The organism is Dokdonia sp. LLG6352-1 (assembly GCF_045055815.1).
Taxonomy (GTDB): Bacteria; Bacteroidota; Bacteroidia; order Flavobacteriales; family Flavobacteriaceae; genus Dokdonia; species Dokdonia donghaensis.
Genome location: NZ_CP159329.1, coordinates 2860415 through 2879508, shown reverse-complemented (window position 1 = coordinate 2879508; position 19094 = coordinate 2860415). Strand labels below are relative to the sequence as shown.

Here is a 19094-nt window from a genome sequence, read left to right as displayed (position 1 = left end):
TAAATGTAGATGTTCTATAATTGTAATCACTCAAGCGATTACTTCATTATGATTTTTAAAAACCTGTCTTTACGTTATTACCTCGCTAGCCTATCGCTATTTATAGTGCTTATAGGTGCAGTGAGTTGTCAAGATGATTTATCTCAAGATGAGTCGCTTACAGAGGTGATGAACGAGGCAAATGCAAGTGCACAATTGTTGCAGTTTATGCATAATGTGGCGCTTAATGATGGCTCTGTAGATAATATTATAGACAGAGCAAGCTGCCTTGAGATGGTGTTGCCTATGACTATTGAGCTAGGCTCATCTACCTTTACCGTAGAGAATCAAGAAGATTTAATTACAGTAGAAGAACATCATTATGAGCACCCTGAAGATTCTATTACTATAAACTACCCTGTAGACGTAATTTTAATGAATCACGAAGTTGTTACTGCAACTTCACAAGATGAAATGGATGTCCTCGTAGAGACTTGTAGTGACCCTTCATTATCAGATATAGATATAGAATGTGTAGATTTTCAATATCCTATTACCTTCAACACATTTGATCCAGAATTTCAAGTTGCCGAAACTGTCACTGTAAGTAGCGATGCACAGCTACTAGTATTTATAACCTCTTACACAGGTAGTAGCAATGTAGTAGGAGTTGCATTTCCCATATCATTATTAAATCACGATGGTACCATCGTAGAGATTACAGACTATACAGCCCTAGAAGATGCTCTTGTTGAAGCGGTATCAAGCTGTGATGAGGATGATGGTGTAGACTTCGAGACGCAACAAGGCTGTCCAGAAGAGCAAATTGATCAATACCTAACGAGTTGTTACTGGCAAATCACATCATATAATGATGAAAATACGTTAAGTAATTATACCTTTTTCTTTAGTTCAGAAGATGGTTATATGTTCTTTTATGATGTAAACACCTTTGTTGAGTCTACCTGGTCTACCTCACAGTCTGACTTAGGTGGTGTTCTCTCGTTTACAAGTATCCCAGTGCTTAGTCAAGAGTTACAAGGCGACTGGACTGTTACAGAGTGCAGCGCGACCACATTATTAATGCAACGAGGTGACGACACCCTGGTTTTTGAACGTAACTGTTTTAATGAGCCACTAGATTGTTTTACAAGTGCCATACTGGGTGTGTGCGATAATGGTACTACAAATGAAGCCAGCCTAGATCTAGAAGCTGCTCTTTTAGGATGTGATACCACAGAGGTGAATGTAGATTATTACATTTCTGAAGAAGATGCAATGGCAGAGATAAATGCTATTTCTAATCCAGAAACGTATGAGTTTACTGGTGATATAGTAATCTGGTCTCGTATAAGTTTACTTAGTGATCCTAGTACATATAAAATTATATTCTTAGACCTCACTGTGGTAGATTGTTGTGACAACCCACAATTGTTTCTTGAAGAGGCTGTAATCTATATGCCTATGTCTGAGTATCCATTAGAACTTTTGAGCGGTTATTATAATGAGACTGCTCTTAATGACTGTGTGGTAGACAGAGATGGTAATGATCACTGTGCAATTGCTTTTGCACAAAATGATTTTACAATACCCGTGACAGATGATAATACACTGTTACAAGGAGACGCATTCTCTATAAGTATTTGGTTTAAAATGCAAAACGAAAACCCTGGAGATTACGAGGTGTTTTTTCAAAAAGGAACTTCTTCTGGAGAAGGGTTTCAACTAGGTGCATATGACCTTAACGCACCCATTTTTTCTAGTGGAAACTTTAGTATTTGGGATGAAGACTGGTCTAACGAGGTGGATGTTACTTGGACTAATACAGACTGGCATCACCTTGTGGTAACTGTAGATGAGAGTAATACGGTGAGACTTTACAGAGACGGTATTTTACGTAATGAAATTACAAACGCTGTACTAGATATAGGAAGTACAGCACTTAATGTATACACACTTGGACAGGGCTTTCAGGGTTATCTAGATGACCTTAGAGTGTATAATAGTACTTTAAATCCTACTGAAATCAGTCAGCTCTATGCACTAGAGGGTGATTGTTATACCTGTCTATAGAGCAGCTTAATTTTTAAGGTTATTAAGTTGTATAAAGGGCTATCTTCTCAGATAGCCCTTTATTATATTATGCTGTTATGTTTTATGCTTTCGCGAAAGCGTAAGACGTATCGTATTTATAGATTGCAGATTACTCATCGTCTTCTGTAGACTTTTCTACATTGCGTAATTTGTAGCTTTTTACGGCTCCTAGAAGTCCTATTACGGAGAGTGCAAGTATCACACTCTCTACAGAGATAAGTGATAAAAGAGCACTTATCCCACCGGTTACGAGAAGTATAAGACCTATGATAGTATTACTTACAGAGACGTAGTTTGTTCTATCATCACCAGTGGCCATATCTATGACATAGGTTTTTCTTCCTTGACGCACGCCACTGTGTGCGATTCCCAGTATAAAGAAAGCAATAGGGTATAACCATAGTTGCGTTTTAAGGTCATTACTAAAAGAGATAATAAAAAATAGCACAAGCCCGCAAATAGAGGCAATAGTAACTGCATATGCCATTGTGTTTTTACTTGATTTATCTGCCATTTTACCCCAGTATGGTGAGCTTATAATTGATGCCAGCCCGTTAGATATGATGAGTAAACCTAGAAGGTAACTCGTGTCTTTTACATTAGTTTGTGCTGCTGTTACATAAAATGGAGCAGACAGGGCAGAGCATAATAAGAGTGACCTAGCGATTACAAAATCTCTTAGATGTGTATCTTCTTTGAGCAACTTGAAATTATCTATGATTCCATTGCGCTCATTACCATCCCTGTTTACCGAGCTAGGAAACTCCTTTATTGAGGCATAAATGAATGATGCAATAATCCACATAGAGGCCGCAAAAAAGATTAGGTTAGTATAAAACTGTATGTTTTCTGTGGTTTTTGAAGTATAGGTGATATATAAACCCGCTATAAGCACGAGTATACCAGAAAAGGACGAGGTGTACCCACCTAGTTTTCCCCTACGAGTTTTTGGTATAGCTTTACCCTTTATATCTTTAGAGCTTACCGAGGCTAGACTGCGCGCAAGACTAAATATCACTAAGCAAAGTATTATTAACCATCCCGCTACCTGTTTATCAAAATGTAAGGCCACAAGACCTATACCTGCAATGGCAAGCCCTTGTATGACAGATCCGGCTATCCATATATACTTACGTATGGGTTTTGTCTTTACATAATTTGAGATGGCTACTTGCGGGATAAGAGCACCAGACTCACGTATAGGCACTATAAGACTTATAAGAAACACAGGGGCGTTTACATAATTCATTAACCAGGTGAGTACAGTTTTTGGGTTACTGAGCGTGTCACCTAGTTTTGTAAAAGTGTGAGTAAAGAGTATGGCAAAAAAGTTTTTTGCAACGTGATCACACGCCTCATCTGTTATGCCTTTACATACACGGTCTTTACTTTCATTATTGAGGTAATCATAAAGTTTATTAAAAGTAGATGTTAGCATATGGTGTGACTAAGTAGGAGGTATGTTTCTTATACTAATCCTAAATATACACCTATTTTACAAGGTGTTTACAAAGAATGATTGTTTAGAGTTGTGTATACGCTTTCGCGAAAGCGTAAAAAAGAAGAAGACCTTATGATCTTCTTTTCTTTAATTGTACTCTTACTACCGTTATCCCTATAAGCACGAGCAGTATGGTCGCCGCGGCTATTTTGCCAAAAATAAGCCATAGTAACCAGTAGGCTAGTAGCAGTGCACTAGCATAAAAAGAGACCGCTAGCAGCATTACAAGGTATAAGGCTATTGTCTTCATTTACTCGGTATGCTTATTTTGTTTTAGGCTCAAAAACTGGTAATAGCTTAGTTGATACTTCGCCAAAACCAATGCGTGGGTAATCCTTAGACTTAGAGTAACCACGTATAATTACCGTATCATTATCTTCTATAAACTTGCGGTCACCACCTTCTTTAAGTTTTACAGGTTTCTCACCTCTCCACGATAACTCAAGCATAGAACCGTATGAGTCTGGTGTAGATCCAGACAGTGTACCACTACCCATCATATCTCCAGCATTTACTGGGCAACCATTTACTGTGTGGTGTGCAAGCTGCTGGCTCATATTCCAGTACATATATTTAAAGTTAGACTTACACACGGTAGTCTCCTTCATACCTTCTGGCTGTAATGCCACCTCAAGGTTAATGTCAAAACTCTTTTTACCTTCAAACTTAAGGTAAGGTAAAAGTTCTTTTTTAGGCGCTGGGCTTTCTACTCTAAAAGGCTCAAGTGCATCTAGTGTGACAATCCACGGAGAGATAGATGAGGCAAAGTTTTTTGCAAGAAATGGTCCTAGTGGCACATATTCCCATTTTTGAATATCACGTGCACTCCAGTCATTAAATAGTACAAGTCCAAAAATATTTTCTTCGGCATTTTCTGTAGAGATAGATTCTCCTAAATTATTTGCATCTGTTGTTATAAAAGCCATCTCAAGTTCAAAATCTATAAGTCTTGATGGTCCAAATATCGGGTTTGTCGCACCGTTAGGTAGCTTTTGTCCTTTTGGTCTGTGTACTGGTATTCCAGATGGTATTACAGAAGAGCTACGACCGTGATATGCGACAGGTAGGTGTAACCAGTTAGGCATAAGCGCGTTTTCTTCACCACGGAACATTGTACCTACATTAGTCGCGTGCTCAATACTTGAGTAAAAATCTGTGTAATCACCTATCTGTACTGGAAGTTGCATTTCTACTTCATCCAGTTTAAAGATAACCACGTCACGATCTTTTGCATTGTCACGCAGTGCTGCGTTGCTTTCCTCAAAAATTTCAGAAATACGGTTACGTACGAGCCTCCACGTCTTACGACCATCTGCAATAAAGTCATTAAGCGTGTCTTGTAAAAAGATATCATCTGTAAGAGGTATTCCTTTAAAGTACCCTAATTGATGTAGCGCGCCTAGATCTATCGCATAATCACCTATGCGTGTACCTATTGTAATTACATCATCACGAGTTAAGAACACTCCAAAAGGAATATTCTGTATAGGAAAATCTGTATTCTTAGGCGTGTCAAGCCACGTTTTTCTAGATGGGTCGTTTGCAGATAGAGGCATTCTATATGTTTTAATAAGTTGTTTGTAAATCTCTTCCTCAAATATAGGATTTATAGCAGTCTTAAAAAGAGTTTATAGTATTTTTGTATCACTTTAACAAACATTATAAATATGCAACGCGACACCGCCATTTTTGACCTAATACAAGAAGAAAAAGAACGCCAACTTAATGGCCTTGAGCTTATTGCTTCAGAAAATTTTGTAAGTGACCAGGTAATGGAAGCTGCTGGATCTGTACTAACTAACAAATATGCAGAAGGGTATCCTGGTAAGCGTTATTATGGTGGTTGTGAAGTAGTAGACGAGGTAGAGACACTTGCAATTGAGCGCGCAAAGGAACTTTTTGGAGCCGCCTATGCAAACGTACAGCCGCACTCAGGTTCTCAAGCAAACACGGCTGTTTTTCACGCTTGTTTAAAGCCAGGAGATAAATTTTTAGGTTTTGACCTTGCTCACGGTGGTCACTTAACACACGGGTCGCCAGTTAACTTTTCTGGTCGTTTATATACACCAGTTTTTTATGGAGTAGATAAAGAGACAGGACTACTTAATTATGATAAAATACAAGAAATCGCGACTGCAGAGCAGCCTAAAATGATTATCGCAGGTGCCTCTGCATACTCACGTGAGATAGATTATAAACGCTTTCGCGAAATTGCTGACTCAGTAGGAGCTATCCTTCTTGCAGATGTTGCTCACCCAGCAGGTCTTATTGCAAAAGGAATTATAGCAGACCCTATACCACACTGTCACGTAGTAACAACTACTACACACAAAACCCTAAGAGGGCCACGCGGCGGAATGATACTTATGGGTGAAGATTTTGAAAACCCTTTTGGAATCACACTTAAGAGTGGAAAGAAACGTATGATGTCCTCTCTACTAGATAGTGGTATTTTCCCAGGGAACCAAGGAGGACCATTAATGCACGTGATAGGAGCAAAGGCAATTGCCTTTGGAGAAGCACTTACAGATGAGTTTTTACACTATATGGTGCAGGTTAAGAAAAATGCAACTACACTAGCAGATGCACTTGTGCTTAAAGGGTATGACATTATATCTGGAGGTACAGATAACCATATGATGCTTATAGATCTACGCAATAAAGATGTAACAGGTAAAGCTGCCGAAGAAGCGCTAGGTAAGGCAGACATTACGGTAAACAAGAATATGGTTCCATTTGATGACAAGTCACCTTTTGTAACTTCTGGTATACGTATAGGTACTGCAGCGGTTACTACACGTGGTCTTGTAGAAGGTGATATGCACGAGATTGCAAACTTTATAGACAAGGCAATACAGCATCACGATAATGACGAGGTGCTAGAAAACGTTGCAAAGAGTGTAAACGAAATGATGGGCCACAGACCATTGTTTAAAGCCTAGTAAACACACACACACACACACACATATATTTAAAAAGCCAGTAATTTTATTACTGGCTTTTTTATGTTTGCTTGTAACAAAAGTTTAAAAGTACAGACCTACTATAAGAAAATAAGATTTATGAAACGTATACATTATAATCAGAATAGTTGGTTTTGGGTAACCGTGCTGGTACTCTCTCTGGTATGTATACTCGCAGGCACCTTTGAGTTTTATGAATTTGAAAATCCTGGTATAAACAGGAAGATTGCTGCAGCTGGTTTTTTGCTACAGGTGATATACTTTTTTCGATATTTTATTTATAAGAATGATGTGCAGGTAATTAAAAATGTAATAATGATACGTCTTAATTCGTGGAATGGTAAACGCATATATTTTGACCACATTTCTAGTACAGATCTTACAGAAAGTACTCTTATAGTAACTAAAACGAATGGCGAGCAAATTACTTTTGATGCAAAAAGAATTCATCCAGAAGATTTGCAAAAACTAAACGAACTTCTATTAAGTAAGTCAGAAAGTCACTTAAAAATAGGGTAAGGACCTATTTATGGGGTGTTTGTATGTAGGTTGTTTAAGTCTTTAAGGTTTTAAAACCAGTTTGATTAAAAACAGAAGCACCACAAACCCAATAAAACCAAGCAATACCCATTTACTTCCTTTGTATTGCTTTTTATGCAGGTTAAGATCTTTGCGATAACTCCATATAATGAGCGTTATGAAAGCAATCACAAAAAAAAGTACGAATATAACCTGACCAGTGCTAAACATTTGGAGTATTTTAGAAGTGTAAAAATACGTATGAGTACGCTTTCGCGAAAGCGTAATAAAATAAATTTAACTTATGAAAAATAAAATAGCAGCCGTAACTCTTTTTCACGACACTTATGGGCTGGATAAAAAGGCTTCACCTACAGCTCAACTCTCTAAAGCAAAAAATGAGTTACGTTATAACTTGATGAAGGAAGAAAATGAAGAGTATCTAGAAGCTGCAAATAATGGAGATCTTGTAGAGGTGGCAGATGCGCTAGGGGATATGCTGTATATTTTATGCGGGACTATTATAGAACACGGTATGCAAGATAAAATAGAGGAGGTTTTTAATGAGATACAGCGATCTAATATGAGTAAGCTGGGTGAAGATGGAAAGCCTATTTATAGAGCGGATGGTAAAGTGCTTAAAGGGCCTAACTATTTTAAGCCAGATATCGCGAGTATACTTAACAAGTAAAACTATAAAAAAGCCGCTCTCTTAAGAAAGCGGCTTTTTTTATGATGTAGTACGGTTATTACTCCTCTATTTTGATGCCCATTTTTGCAAGTACAGCCATCGTGATGTCTGATGCAGGATCTGCATATGCAAAGTTGTTATTATTACCTATAGTAAGGATGTGTGAGAAGCCTTGCTCTTTTGCCACTACAGTTACTATTTCACCTATTTTCTTATAAAGTGGTTGTACTACTTCAGATTGTTTAAGTTGTAAAAGTTGTGCTCCATTCTGACGGAATTTTGAAATATCATCTTCTAGAGCAATGATTTCTCCTTGCTTAGTTTTTCTTTCTTCGTCTGTAAAGCCTGCTTGTCCCGCTTGGTATAGTTTTACTTTTGCTTCATAATCTTCAATCTTTACTTTCATTTGAGACTCAAGATCAAGATTATATTTTTTTACTTCTTCATTTGCAGCAGTAAGTTCGGGCATTTTTGTAAGGATAAAATCTGCATCTACAGTTCCTACTTTACTTTGTGCGAAAGCTGTTGCTGTAAATAGCACGACTAACATTGCGAGTACGATTTTTTTCATTGTATGTGTTTTGTTAAGGTTTATCATTTGCGCGTGCAAATATATGTGATTGAAGACAATATCTGTGCCAAGGGTGCTTTTTTAAGTAAAGAGCTGTCCTCTGTGTGGTTTTAAGTCGTCTCTCACTGGTTTCATAGCATCCTTGTCTACAACGAGATAAGCGAGTGCAAAGTCTTCAGATTGGCTTTCTACGCCTGTAAGAGGTGCGTTAAGTCCTTTTGCACTAGCATACTCTTTAAGATGTATCTCGTGATGAAGGGCAATTTTTTCTGAGTCTGGACCCCTAAAGTCCCATATAAGTTTAAGTCTTTTCAATGGTGTTGCTCTAATATTGTGAGTTCAAAAGTATATAATATGCTGCTTACACAGCAGCATAGATGTACTAAAGATTACTTAAAACCGTTGGTATTGCACAGTGGTTGATTATGCCTATTTTTGCAAATAACTAATCCCTTATATGCGTTACCTCTTTATAGTTTGTTTTTTTATGTCTTTTGTCTCTTTAGGACAGCAAGATGTATTACTTAAAGTAAATAATGATGAAGTAACTACAGCAGATTTTGTGCGTGTTTATGAGAAAAATCTTGCTCTCATAAACGACGCAGAAGAAAACTCACCAGAACAATACCTAGACCTATTTATAGATTATAAGCTTAAAGTTCAAGAAGCTTATAGAAAAGGGCTTCATAACAAAGCGTCTTATAAAAAAGATATAGCCTCATATAGAACACAACTGGCAAAAGATTATCTCAATGATGTACAAGTAACAGATAAGCTTGTAGAAGAGGCCTACAATAGAACTAAAAATGAACTTAGAGCTAGGCATATTCTTGTAAGAGTGCGTCCAGATGCATTACCAAAAGATACGCTAGCGGCTTTTAATAAATTATTAGAGGCAAGAAACCGTATTGTGGCAGGAGAAGATTTTGCTTCCATTGCACGTAAGTATAGTGAAGATCCATCTGCCAAGCAAAATGGCGGAGACTTAGGGTGGTTTAAGGCTTTTAAAATGGTTTATCCTTTTGAAAACGCCGCATATACTACTGAGGTTAATGAAGTTTCTCAACCCTTTAGAACGAGTTTTGGGTATCATATAGTACAACCTACTGCTTCCAGAATAGCACAGGGGTCTGTTCAGATTGCTCATATAATGATTGCTTTAAAGCAAAAAGATTCTAGTATTATAGCAGAGGAAAAGATCAAAGAAGTAAGAGCGTTACTTGCAAAAGGCGCAGCTTTCGAAACATTAGCACTTAATTATAGTGATGATAAAAACTCTGCAAAAAAAGGAGGGGTATTAAGTGCTTTTGAAAAAGGTCAATTAAGTAGTTCCAAGTTTGAGAATACGGCATTTGATCTTAAAAAAGTAGGTGACATTTCTGAGCCGTTTAAAACGAAATTTGGATGGCATATTTTAAAATTAATTAAGAAGAATCCCGTGCTATCTTTTGAAAAAATGAAGCCTTCACTTACTAAGAGGGTTACAAGAGACTCCCGTGCTCGTGTTCTATCACAAGAACTTAATACTAGATTACGAGAACAGTACAACATCACTCAAGAACCAGAAATCATAAGCTATTTTACATCTGTTTTACCAGAGGTTTATGATGAGAAGTTAAATGTGTTTACAGATGGTAGTGCGTTGTCAAAAGAGGCATTTAAGGTTGGAGATCAAGTTTTTACTTATAAAGATATTGCTCAAGTACTTGAAAAAAAATACCGCAAGGCTCCATACGTTTCAAGAGACTATTTTGTAAAAAGAGAAGTTGAAAATTTTGTCAATAATGCGCTAATCACTTATCACAAATCACATCTAGAGGAGCAAGACTCAGATTTTGGTCTTCTTATTAAAGAGTATAAAGAGGGATTGTTACTTTTTGACCTTTTAAAAACAGAAATCTGGGATAAGGCTCAGAAAGATAGTGTAGGTTTAAATACATTTTATGTAAATAATATAGAAAGGTATAAGTCGCCACAAACTTTTACAACGCGGGTCTTTACTACATCTCAAAAGAAGATTGCCAGTACTTACTTAAAGCGCAATACACAAGGAGAAAATAGTAATAGCGTACTAAGTGTATTAAAGAAAAAGCACGATTCGCCTATTATTATAACCTTGAAAGATTATGTAAAAGAAGACCTTCCTATGTCTGGAATAGTAAGAATAGGAGATAAAGAACTTTTAAAAGAAGGCGGGAACTATGTGGTATATGAAGTTGTTTCTATTAATGAAGCAATGACTAATACATTACAAAATGTAAGAGGGCAAGTTATGAGTGATTATCAAAAATTTCTTGAAGATATATTTGTAAATCGTCTAAGGGAAGATAGTAACATCACTGTAAACAAAACAGTTTTAAATAAGCTTATATCTAGATATAATGAGTAATTATAAATCATTTTTTATTTTAGGTAGCTTAACTTTTTTGTTGGCTGGATGTGGTTATTTTCAAAAGACAGAAGAAGAGACTGTCATTGCTAGAGTAAATGACCATACACTTACAGAAGAAACATTAAAAGATATTCTGTCATCAAATACGATTACAGATAGTGCGTCTTTTGTACAGAACTATATAAATAATTGGGCGACAGATCAATTACTGCTAGATGGTGCTATGCGTAATTTACCCAAAGATGATCAAGAAGCCTTTGAGGCGCTAGTATCAAATTACAGGAAGGATTTATATATACGCTATTATAAAGATGCGCTTATTAACAAGCAGTTGGATAGTATAGTTTCAGATAATGAAGCAAAAGCATTTTATGAGAATAATAAACAGAATTTCTTACTTAACGAACCCTTGCTTCAGTTTAAGTTTATACAAGTAGAAGAAGACTATAGCGACTTAAGTGAATTAAAAAAGTTATTTCGAAGTTCAGATTATAGAGACGCCAAGACATTAGATTCTCTAAGGTTTCAATATAAAAATCATTTCCTTAACGACTCAATATGGGTAAAAGAGCGAGTTGTGATAAACCAAATAAATATTATTAACAACGAAAATTCAAAACAGTTGTTAAAAAAAACAAATTTCATACAGCTACGAGATTCATTAGGATTATATTTGATCGCTGTAAAAAATACGCTAGGACGTAACGATATCGCACCGTTAGAATATGTACGTCCTACTATAAATCAGATTATTAATAACAAAAGGAAGTTAGCCCTTATAAAAAGGCTTGAAAAGGAGATTAAGGATGATGCTATTAAAAACAAGAAATTTGAAATTTACAACTAACATATTAGTCCTACTTTTTGCTATACAAATAGGTTTTGCGCAAACTACAGAGGTGACTGCAGCAGCAGTAACTACAGAAGTTGAAGAAGCACCAGTAGTAAAAAAGGACACTATAAAAGTATCTATAGACAAATTTAAGGTAGATGGAGTTGCAGGTGTAGTAGGAGAGTACCTTATTCTAGAAAGTGATATAGATAAGTTCCTATCAGATATAAAAAATCAAGGACAAGCAGCTTCAGAGGTTACACCTTGCCAAGTAATGGGTAATTTACTTGAAAGCAAATTACTTGCTCACCAGGCAGTTCAAGATAGTCTTATCGTACAAGATGCTAGAGTAAACAGTGAGGTAGATCAAATTATACAACGTTTTTCGAGCCAGTTAGGTTCAGAACAAAAGGTTGTAGAATTCTACAAGAAGGATAATATGGCAGATCTAAGAGCCGAACTTTTTGGAATTAGAAAAGACATTATCTTATCAGAATTAATGAATGATAAAATCATTGAGACGGTAGATGTAACACCAGACGAGGTTAAGACATTTTTTGAGAGCATTCCAGAAGATCAAGTACCTACTGTAGGAGTAGAGTTAGAAATATCAAGAATCGTAATTGAGCCCAAGGCTTCAGAAGAAGAGCGTCAGAAGGTGATAGATCGCCTTAAAGGTTTTCGTAGAGATATTCTAGAGAACGGAAGTAGCTTTGCGACAAAGGCTGTACTATATACTCAAGACCCAGGTTCAAGATCAGAAGGTGGTCTTATGGTAATAGACCGTAGCACACCGCTTGTAAAAGAGTTTAGGGATGTTGCATTCAGTCTTCAAGATGGTGAGATAAGTGAGCCTTTTGAGACAGAGTTTGGTTTTCACATCGTGTATGTAGAAAAAACAAGAGGAGAGCGCAAGGATGTACGTCACATACTGCTTGTGCCAGAAATTAAAGAGGCTCAAGAAGAAGAAGCAAAAGATCTAGTAAAACTTGTAAGAAAGCGCATTGTAGACGGTGAGTTAACCTTTGAGGAGGCTGCAAAAGAGTTTTCAGATGAGGAAGAAACAAAGTATGATGGAGGGTTACTTACAATACCACAAACCGGAAGCAGACGTTTTGAGCTCACTAAAGTAGATCCAGATATTTACTCAAAAATAGATGACCTTGAGGATGGTGAGGTATCACTTGTTTTTACAGATCAAACTAGAACAGGGCAAAAGCAGTATCTTTTGTACTCAGTAAATAATAGACTGGAAGAGCATAAGGCAGACTATGTAAACGATTACATAAAAATTAAAGAACTTGCCTTACGCCAAAAGCAAATTAAAGCCATAGAGAAGTGGCAAGAAGAAAAAATTGCAGAGACTTATATCAAAATCAATGGAGAAAACCGTGATTGTGATTTTGTAAGTAACTGGTTAAAAAAATAAAGAAATAGATGTCTGACGTTGCAGCCATAAAGAATCTTGTGCAAAAGCACGGATTACTCAAAACAGAAATATCAAAAATAATAGTAGGTCAAGAAAAGGTAATAGATGAAATTCTCCTCTCTATTTTTTCTGGTGGCCACGCTCTATTAATAGGTGTTCCTGGGCTCGCAAAGACATTAATGGTAAACACTATTGCCACTACCTTAGGTCTTGATTTTAAACGTATACAGTTTACTCCAGACTTAATGCCTAGTGATATATTAGGATCAGAGATACTAGATGAGTCTAGACAGTTTAAGTTTATTAAAGGCCCTATCTTTTCTAATATTATTCTAGCAGATGAGATTAACCGTACACCACCTAAGACTCAAGCTGCCCTTCTAGAAGCAATGCAAGAGCGTGTGGTTACAGTTGCTGGGCAGAGATATCCTTTATCACTACCATATTTTGTGCTAGCTACTCAAAACCCTATCGAGCAGGAGGGTACCTACCCACTGCCAGAGGCACAGCTAGATCGCTTTATGTTTTCTATTAATCTTGATTACCCATCTTTTCAAGAAGAGGTAGATGTTGTAAAAGCGACCACATCAGACAGTAAGCCTACAGTAAGTGCATTATTAAATGCAGCTCAGATTATAGAATTTCAGCAACTAGTGAGGCGCATCCCTGTTGCAGATAACGTGATAGAGTATGCAGTAAATCTAGTAAGCAAGACGAGACCTAAGACAGAAAAAGCTGCTCAGATAGTAAATGATTACATAGACTGGGGAGCGGGACCACGTGCGTCTCAAAACTTAATACTTGGTGCAAAGACACACGCAGCTGTAAATGGTAAATTCTCGCCAGATATAGAAGATGTACAGGCCGTAGCTACCGGTATCCTTAGGCATAGAATGATTAAAAACTATAAGGCAGAGGCAGAGGGACTCACTATAGAGTCTATTATTAAAGATCTTTTTTAGTACGCTTTCGCGAAAGCGCTATTACCTAATACTTCATATACAGCAAGTGATTGATAAACAGTAAAATGTTTATTTTGGGGTTTGTGTTGTCTAATATTTTCTCAATATCTGCCATATTTAAGATATTTCAATACTTGGGTAAAAACGCAAAATTTGTGTATTTCATCGAATATTTGTGTTTTTCAACGATGATTTGAAGTGTTTGTCATACATTTGACTTATACGCCCCAAATCATAAGTATGATGAAGAAATATATATACTATGCAGCGCTAAGCTGTTTACTAGCTTTTACTTCTTGCTCAGTAGAAGAAACAGTGCCTAATAATACATTAGGTAATGAGAATGGATTTCAGTACAATAGCGTTGCTTACATTACAGATATGGTATATGTGACGCCAGAGGGAGATGTTATTCTTACCAGTAATAATCTTTCAGATGATGGATCTGCAAATGATGTTGATGCAGCTGTCTTTAAAACCACTGCAAATAGCTTAATTGAAAAGTCGTATTATGTAGGCGGTGACCTCACAAATTTTGTTACTGTTGCAAATGGTAACCTCAATCAAGGAGAAGTGACAGACGGTGAGTTTATTCTTGATGAGCAAATCGTTTCTTCTGGTTTCTTCAGAATTGTTTCGCTTGACAGAAATAAAAAAGAAATCTATATCATTTTTGAATTTCAACGCACAGATGGTGAGCTAGTAGCTGGTTCTTTTGATGGGAATTACGCATTGAGTACATTTTAATACAACGTTTTCGCGAAAGCGTAATTAGCAACACATAAATTTAACCCCTTCAAATTATTAATATGATAATTTGAAGGGGTTCTTTTTTGGAATTGTGTAATCTGAAGTTTAATTTTTATGCACCTTCATAAATCTCACTTTCTTTAGATGAAGCGCCCATCGTACTATTGCTATTAAGTAGGGTATTTTGTACTTTCGTAGACCGTTTTTAGAACGGAATTATTTAACAACCTAATACATAAATATATGGCATTTGATATTGATATGATCAAGAAGGTTTATGCAAGTATGGCAGAGCGTGTAGACGCGGCTCGTGATCTTGTAGGTAAGCCCCTTACACTTTCTGAAAAGATTTTATATTCTCACCTTTGGGATGGGAAGCCTTCTACGGCATTTACACGTGGTAAAGACTACGTAGACTTTGCTCCAGATCGTATCGCTTGTCAAGATGCTACAGCGCAAATGGCGCTATTGCAGTTTATGCAGGCTGGTAAGGATAAAGTAGCAGTGCCTACAACGGTGCACTGTGATCACCTTATACAAGCAAAAGAAGGTGCAGCAACAGACCTTAAAAATGCAAACAATGTCTCTAGCGAGGTTTTTAACTTCTTAGAGTCGGTTTCAAATAAATACGGTATTGGTTTTTGGAAACCAGGAGCAGGTATTATACACCAGGTAGTTATTGAGAACTACGCATTTCCTGGAGGAATGATGATAGGTACAGATTCTCACACTGTAAACGCAGGAGGTCTAGGTATGGTCGCAATAGGAGTAGGTGGAGCCGATGCTGTAGATGTTATGGCTGGTATGGCTTGGGAGCTTAAATTCCCAAAGCTCATAGGTGTAAAACTTACAGGTACTATATCTGGATGGACAGCGCCAAAAGACGTTATCCTTAAAGTAGCAGAGATTCTTACTGCAAAAGGTGGTACAGGTGCTATTGTAGAGTACTTTGGCCCTGGTGCAGAGTCTTTATCTTGTACAGGTAAAGGTACTATTTGTAATATGGGAGCAGAGATAGGAGCAACAACTTCTACCTTTGGATATGATGCTTCTATGGAGCGTTACTTACGTGCTACAGATCGTGCAGATGTTGCAGATGCTGCAAACAACATAAAAGAATACCTTACTGCAGATGCAGATGTATATGCAAATCCAGAACAATATTTTGACCAAGTAATTGAGATTAACCTTACTGAGCTTAACCCATTACTTAACGGTCCTTTTACTCCAGACCTTTCTACAGCTGTAGGGTCTGATATGACAGAAAAAGCAACAAAAAATGAGTGGCCACTAGAAGTAGAGTGGGGGCTTATAGGTTCTTGTACTAACTCTTCTTATGAAGATTTATCTAGAGCTTCATCTATTGCACAACAAGCTATAGATAAAGGAATAAAAATGAAAGCAGAGCTTGGTATCAACCCAGGGTCTGAGCTTGTACGTTTTACAACAGAGCGTGACGGTATCTTAGATATTTTTGAAAATCTAGAGGCAAAAATCTTTACAAATGCTTGTGGACCTTGTATTGGGCAGTGGGCTCGTTATAGCGATCCTAAAAATGCGCCAAAAAACAGTATCGTACACTCGTTTAATAGAAACTTTGCAAAGCGTGCAGATGGTAACCCAAATACTCACGCCTTTGTAGCATCACCAGAGATTACTGCTGCTATAGCAATTGCAGGTAGACTTGATTTTAACCCAATGACAGATACGCTTCTTAATGAAGATGGTCAAGAGGTTAAATTTGATGAGCCTACAGGATGGGAATTACCTCCTAAAGGATTTGAAGTACAAGATAATGGTTACCTAGCTCCAGTTGAAGATGGAAGTGGTGTCGTTGTAAGTGTATCTCCAGATTCTGAAAGGCTAGAGCTCTTAACGCCATTTACACCTATCCAAGATAGTGAGATGCAGGGTATGAAGTTACTTATCAAAGCATTTGGTAAGTGTACAACAGACCACATTTCTATGGCAGGACCTTGGTTACGTTATAGAGGACACTTAGATAACATTTCTAACAACTGTCTTATAGGTGCTGTAAACGCCTTTGGAAAAAAGACAAACTTTGTTAAAAATCAACTTACAGGTGAGTATGGTGGAGTGCCAGACACACAACGTGAGTATAAAAAGGCAGGAATTAAAACTGTAGTTGTAGGAGATCATAACTATGGTGAAGGTTCTTCTCGTGAGCACGCGGCAATGGAGCCTCGCCACCTAGGCGTAGCTGCAGTGATTGTAAAATCTTTTGCACGTATACACGAGACCAACTTAAAGAAGCAAGGTATGTTAGGTCTTACCTTCCAGAACGAGGCAGATTATGACCTTATTCAAGAAGATGATACTTTTAACTTTATAGATATTGCAGATTTTGCTCCAGATACTCCACTTACAGTTGAGATCGTTCACGCAGATGGAAGCAAAGACACTATTAAAGTAAACCACACGTACAACGATGCTCAAATCGCTTGGTATCGTGAGGGAAGTGCTCTTAACTTAATTAAAAAAGAAAGCGCTGCATAAGCACATCTCTTTTAAGTATATAAAAAACTCCGCTAGTAATAGCGGAGTTTTTTTGTTTATGCTGGTTTGCCTGTGTAAGCGCCAGATGAGTAGGTTAACTCATAACTATGTGTATATACCTCAAAAACAATCCCAAAAGGATCTTCTACATAACACATCTTAAATGGTTTCTCTTTTGGGTAATACTCACGTATAGGCATTCTTTGTTTTCCCCCGTGAGCGACTATTTTATCTACGAGTTCTTCAATATGAGGATCTTGTATACAAAAGTGAAATAACCCAGTATGAAACGGATTAAAAGCAGGAGCTTCTTTGACTCCGTGCGGAAATGAAAATAGCTCCACACCGATACCGTCTGATGTGGCTAGGTGCGCAATTTCAAACTCTTCCCAGTCTGTCCCAAAAACATCAATACACATTTGCCCTATCGCAGTATCTGTTTCTTTTTTTACGGTAGATGGTTCCATAATTACATACCATCCCATAACCTCTGAGTAAAATTGTACTGCAGCTTCTATATCCGGAACGGTGAGCCCAATGTGGGAAAATGATTTTGGATAATTATTTTCTGTTTTCATAGATTGTTATTTTAAAGTCAAAATTAGAGTATATTGTACTCTAAGGCAATAACGCACCATAAAGTATGATAGTTACTAAAAGGTGTAAAATAATGATTATTAAATGATTAAAAATTAAACATTTGGAAAATAATAACATTTGCCCACTCCATTATACGATGCAACTTATAGGCACAAAGTGGAAACCGCTTGTACTTTTTCATTTACTTGACCAGCCGCTTAGATCTGGTCAACTCCAAAAGCACATTAAAGGGATATCAAATAAAATGTTTACTCAAACGGTAAGAGAGCTCGAGAGGGATGGACTGGTTTTTAGAAAAGTATACCCTGTAGTGCCGCCTAGGGTAGAGTACGGACTTACTAAGAGAGGCGAAACGCTTAGGGATATACTACTCAGTTTAGATAAATGGGGAGTAGATGATGCTGCGAGTAGCTAGCATTTATAAGACGCTCTTAGGTTTTTAACAGTTTTGAGTACGCTTTCGCGAAAGCGTGATTAACCTCTCAATATTTACTATAGTTGTAAGAAAATGTTAAAATGTTCGACATAGCTTATGATCACTAACTTCATACTGCGATGTCAAAAATTTGGTTTTTAGAAGATGTAAATGTTTTTGGAGCCTTATGCCCACATAAAACAAAAAGATATAGAGAGCGCAATCATTTTTGCCAGTACGGAAAGCAAGATTATATCTACTTTGAAGAAGATGCGGCTACAAAGGTCTACCTGATAGAAAAGGGTAAAGTAAAACTAGGTTACTATGCCGAAGATGGTAAAGAAGTGGTACGTGCAATACTTACAAGGGGAGAATTATTTGGCGAAAAAGCAATACTAGGTGAGGAGTCTCGCAGTGAGTTTGCACAATCGCTAGATGCTCAAACTATGGTGTGCCCAGTGCCAGTAGGGCAGATGCAGGAGTTAATGCGGTCTAATAGAACCTTTAGTCTCAAAGTATATAAGTTTTTAGGAATGCGTTTTAAAAAATTAGAACGTCGCTTAGATTTATTACTTTTTAAGGATGCTACGACTCGTGTAAAGGAATTTCTTGATGAACTTGCCGAAGATTTTGGCTACTGCTGCCCAAATACTGGAGACACAGTAATAAAACACCCATATACACAAAAAGATATTGCTAGTCTTATAGGAACCTCACGTCCTACTTTAAATGCTATAATGAATGATCTCAAGGCGGTAAATTTTTTAGACTTCTCACGCAATGAAATTAGACTTAAAGTCGCATAATTTTTCCAAATGTAAGCTAGCTTACATTTAAAGATAACAGATGGTAATAGTTTTACAGTATAAAAAACAAATT

Annotated in this window: 18 protein-coding genes; 12 read left to right on the top strand and 6 right to left on the bottom strand. The window is 37.1% G+C overall.

What is annotated here, in order from left to right; genetic code table 11:
* Nucleotides 1-48: 48 nt before the first annotated feature.
* Nucleotides 49-2052: a LamG domain-containing protein gene (locus tag ABVM49_RS12890; protein ID WP_405202280.1), complete on the top strand. Its 2004-nt coding sequence runs from the start codon at nucleotides 49-51 to the stop codon at nucleotides 2050-2052.
* A gap of 130 nt (nucleotides 2053-2182) precedes the next feature.
* Here the strand turns inward: ABVM49_RS12890 and ABVM49_RS12885 are convergent, their stop codons facing one another.
* The 3 genes from ABVM49_RS12885 to fahA form a co-directional block, all read right to left on the bottom strand.
* Entirely contained in the window at nucleotides 2183-3511 is a 1329-nt protein-coding gene (locus ABVM49_RS12885; protein WP_405202279.1) for an MFS transporter, read from the bottom strand.
* A gap of 133 nt (nucleotides 3512-3644) precedes the next feature.
* Complete coding sequence (locus ABVM49_RS12880; protein WP_035324969.1) at nucleotides 3645-3824, bottom strand: hypothetical protein; 180 nt, start codon at nucleotides 3822-3824, stop codon at nucleotides 3645-3647.
* A gap of 13 nt (nucleotides 3825-3837) precedes the next feature.
* The gene (fahA, locus tag ABVM49_RS12875; RefSeq protein WP_035324968.1) at nucleotides 3838-5130 is read right to left on the bottom strand and encodes a fumarylacetoacetase; all 1293 of its coding nucleotides are present in this window, start codon (nucleotides 5128-5130) and stop codon (nucleotides 3838-3840) included.
* A gap of 111 nt (nucleotides 5131-5241) precedes the next feature.
* Between fahA and glyA the strand changes: the two genes are divergently transcribed.
* From glyA to ABVM49_RS12860, 3 genes are all read left to right on the top strand, one after another.
* The gene (gene glyA / locus ABVM49_RS12870) at nucleotides 5242-6516 is read left to right on the top strand and encodes a serine hydroxymethyltransferase (RefSeq protein ID WP_375251969.1); all 1275 of its coding nucleotides are present in this window, start codon (nucleotides 5242-5244) and stop codon (nucleotides 6514-6516) included.
* 120 nt (nucleotides 6517-6636) lie between these two features.
* Nucleotides 6637-7056 (top strand): hypothetical protein, encoded by a 420-nt coding sequence (locus ABVM49_RS12865; RefSeq protein WP_405202278.1) that lies wholly within the window; start codon nucleotides 6637-6639, stop codon nucleotides 7054-7056.
* A gap of 304 nt (nucleotides 7057-7360) precedes the next feature.
* Nucleotides 7361-7747 carry a nucleoside triphosphate pyrophosphohydrolase family protein gene (locus ABVM49_RS12860; RefSeq protein WP_035324966.1) on the top strand — a complete coding sequence of 129 codons (387 nt, stop codon included), beginning with the start codon at nucleotides 7361-7363 and terminating at the stop codon, nucleotides 7745-7747.
* A gap of 58 nt (nucleotides 7748-7805) precedes the next feature.
* Here the strand turns inward: ABVM49_RS12860 and ABVM49_RS12855 are convergent, their stop codons facing one another.
* Together ABVM49_RS12855 and ABVM49_RS12850 are read right to left on the bottom strand one after the other, a co-directional pair.
* On the bottom strand, nucleotides 7806-8318 hold the full coding sequence (locus ABVM49_RS12855; RefSeq protein WP_405202277.1) for an OmpH family outer membrane protein: 513 nt from the start codon (nucleotides 8316-8318) through the stop codon (nucleotides 7806-7808).
* An 81-nt stretch (nucleotides 8319-8399) separates the two neighbouring features.
* Nucleotides 8400-8633 carry a hypothetical protein gene (locus ABVM49_RS12850; protein ID WP_405202276.1) on the bottom strand — a complete coding sequence of 78 codons (234 nt, stop codon included), beginning with the start codon at nucleotides 8631-8633 and terminating at the stop codon, nucleotides 8400-8402.
* A 172-nt stretch (nucleotides 8634-8805) separates the two neighbouring features.
* Here ABVM49_RS12850 and ABVM49_RS12845 point away from each other — a divergent pair, with 172 nt between their 5' ends.
* The 6 genes from ABVM49_RS12845 to ABVM49_RS12820 all read left to right on the top strand — a co-directional run bounded on the left by ABVM49_RS12845 (nucleotide 8806) and on the right by ABVM49_RS12820 (nucleotide 17200).
* A complete protein-coding gene (locus ABVM49_RS12845) occupies nucleotides 8806-10707 on the top strand; it encodes a peptidylprolyl isomerase (protein ID WP_405202275.1) in 1902 nt (633 codons plus the stop codon).
* The gene (locus ABVM49_RS12840) at nucleotides 10700-11557 is read left to right on the top strand and encodes a peptidyl-prolyl cis-trans isomerase (protein WP_405202274.1); all 858 of its coding nucleotides are present in this window, start codon (nucleotides 10700-10702) and stop codon (nucleotides 11555-11557) included. The genes ABVM49_RS12845 and ABVM49_RS12840 overlap by 8 nt, the downstream gene beginning before the upstream one ends.
* A complete protein-coding gene (locus ABVM49_RS12835; RefSeq protein WP_380035183.1) occupies nucleotides 11541-12971 on the top strand; it encodes a peptidylprolyl isomerase in 1431 nt (476 codons plus the stop codon). Before ABVM49_RS12840 ends, ABVM49_RS12835 begins: the two co-directional genes overlap by 17 nt.
* Before the next feature lie 8 nt (nucleotides 12972-12979).
* Nucleotides 12980-13933, top strand: a complete 954-nt coding sequence (locus ABVM49_RS12830; RefSeq protein WP_035324651.1) for a MoxR family ATPase — start codon at nucleotides 12980-12982, stop codon at nucleotides 13931-13933.
* A 240-nt stretch (nucleotides 13934-14173) separates the two neighbouring features.
* The gene (locus ABVM49_RS12825; RefSeq protein WP_148305624.1) at nucleotides 14174-14680 is read left to right on the top strand and encodes a hypothetical protein; all 507 of its coding nucleotides are present in this window, start codon (nucleotides 14174-14176) and stop codon (nucleotides 14678-14680) included.
* Nucleotides 14681-14926: 246 nt separating this feature from the next.
* Nucleotides 14927-17200 carry an aconitate hydratase gene (locus ABVM49_RS12820; RefSeq protein WP_405202273.1) on the top strand — a complete coding sequence of 758 codons (2274 nt, stop codon included), beginning with the start codon at nucleotides 14927-14929 and terminating at the stop codon, nucleotides 17198-17200.
* A gap of 56 nt (nucleotides 17201-17256) precedes the next feature.
* On the opposite strand, the gene ABVM49_RS12815 is transcribed toward ABVM49_RS12820, so the two are convergent.
* Nucleotides 17257-17778 carry a VOC family protein gene (locus ABVM49_RS12815; protein ID WP_405202271.1) on the bottom strand — a complete coding sequence of 174 codons (522 nt, stop codon included), beginning with the start codon at nucleotides 17776-17778 and terminating at the stop codon, nucleotides 17257-17259.
* Between the two features lie 158 nt (nucleotides 17779-17936).
* On the opposite strand from ABVM49_RS12815, the gene ABVM49_RS12810 reads away from it, so the two are divergent.
* Nucleotides 17937-18215, top strand: a complete 279-nt coding sequence (locus tag ABVM49_RS12810; RefSeq protein ID WP_375251989.1) for a winged helix-turn-helix transcriptional regulator — start codon at nucleotides 17937-17939, stop codon at nucleotides 18213-18215.
* A 140-nt stretch (nucleotides 18216-18355) separates the two neighbouring features.
* On the top strand, nucleotides 18356-19021 hold the full coding sequence (locus ABVM49_RS12805) for a Crp/Fnr family transcriptional regulator (RefSeq protein WP_405202270.1): 666 nt from the start codon (nucleotides 18356-18358) through the stop codon (nucleotides 19019-19021).
* Nucleotides 19022-19094: the final 73 nt, after the last annotated feature.

What these genes read in the sequence shown, in the direction of transcription:
- ABVM49_RS12890 (WP_405202280.1), top strand. Translation starts at nt 49, where the DNA reads ATGATTTTTAAAAACCTGTCTTTACGTTATTACCTCGCTAGCCTATCG.
- ABVM49_RS12885 (WP_405202279.1), bottom strand. Translation starts at nt 3,511, where the DNA reads ATGCTAACATCTACTTTTAATAAACTTTATGATTACCTCAATAATGAA.
- ABVM49_RS12880 (WP_035324969.1), bottom strand. Translation starts at nt 3,824, where the DNA reads ATGAAGACAATAGCCTTATACCTTGTAATGCTGCTAGCGGTCTCTTTT.
- fahA (WP_035324968.1), bottom strand. Translation starts at nt 5,130, where the DNA reads ATGCCTCTATCTGCAAACGACCCATCTAGAAAAACGTGGCTTGACACG.
- glyA (WP_375251969.1), top strand. Translation starts at nt 5,242, where the DNA reads ATGCAACGCGACACCGCCATTTTTGACCTAATACAAGAAGAAAAAGAA.
- ABVM49_RS12865 (WP_405202278.1), top strand. Translation starts at nt 6,637, where the DNA reads ATGAAACGTATACATTATAATCAGAATAGTTGGTTTTGGGTAACCGTG.
- ABVM49_RS12860 (WP_035324966.1), top strand. Translation starts at nt 7,361, where the DNA reads ATGAAAAATAAAATAGCAGCCGTAACTCTTTTTCACGACACTTATGGG.
- ABVM49_RS12855 (WP_405202277.1), bottom strand. Translation starts at nt 8,318, where the DNA reads ATGAAAAAAATCGTACTCGCAATGTTAGTCGTGCTATTTACAGCAACA.
- ABVM49_RS12845 (WP_405202275.1), top strand. Translation starts at nt 8,806, where the DNA reads ATGTCTTTTGTCTCTTTAGGACAGCAAGATGTATTACTTAAAGTAAAT.
- ABVM49_RS12840 (WP_405202274.1), top strand. Translation starts at nt 10,700, where the DNA reads ATGAGTAATTATAAATCATTTTTTATTTTAGGTAGCTTAACTTTTTTG.
- ABVM49_RS12830 (WP_035324651.1), top strand. Translation starts at nt 12,980, where the DNA reads ATGTCTGACGTTGCAGCCATAAAGAATCTTGTGCAAAAGCACGGATTA.
- ABVM49_RS12825 (WP_148305624.1), top strand. Translation starts at nt 14,174, where the DNA reads ATGATGAAGAAATATATATACTATGCAGCGCTAAGCTGTTTACTAGCT.
- ABVM49_RS12820 (WP_405202273.1), top strand. Translation starts at nt 14,927, where the DNA reads ATGGCATTTGATATTGATATGATCAAGAAGGTTTATGCAAGTATGGCA.
- ABVM49_RS12815 (WP_405202271.1), bottom strand. Translation starts at nt 17,778, where the DNA reads ATGAAAACAGAAAATAATTATCCAAAATCATTTTCCCACATTGGGCTC.
- ABVM49_RS12810 (WP_375251989.1), top strand. Translation starts at nt 17,937, where the DNA reads ATGCAACTTATAGGCACAAAGTGGAAACCGCTTGTACTTTTTCATTTA.
- ABVM49_RS12805 (WP_405202270.1), top strand. Translation starts at nt 18,356, where the DNA reads ATGTCAAAAATTTGGTTTTTAGAAGATGTAAATGTTTTTGGAGCCTTA.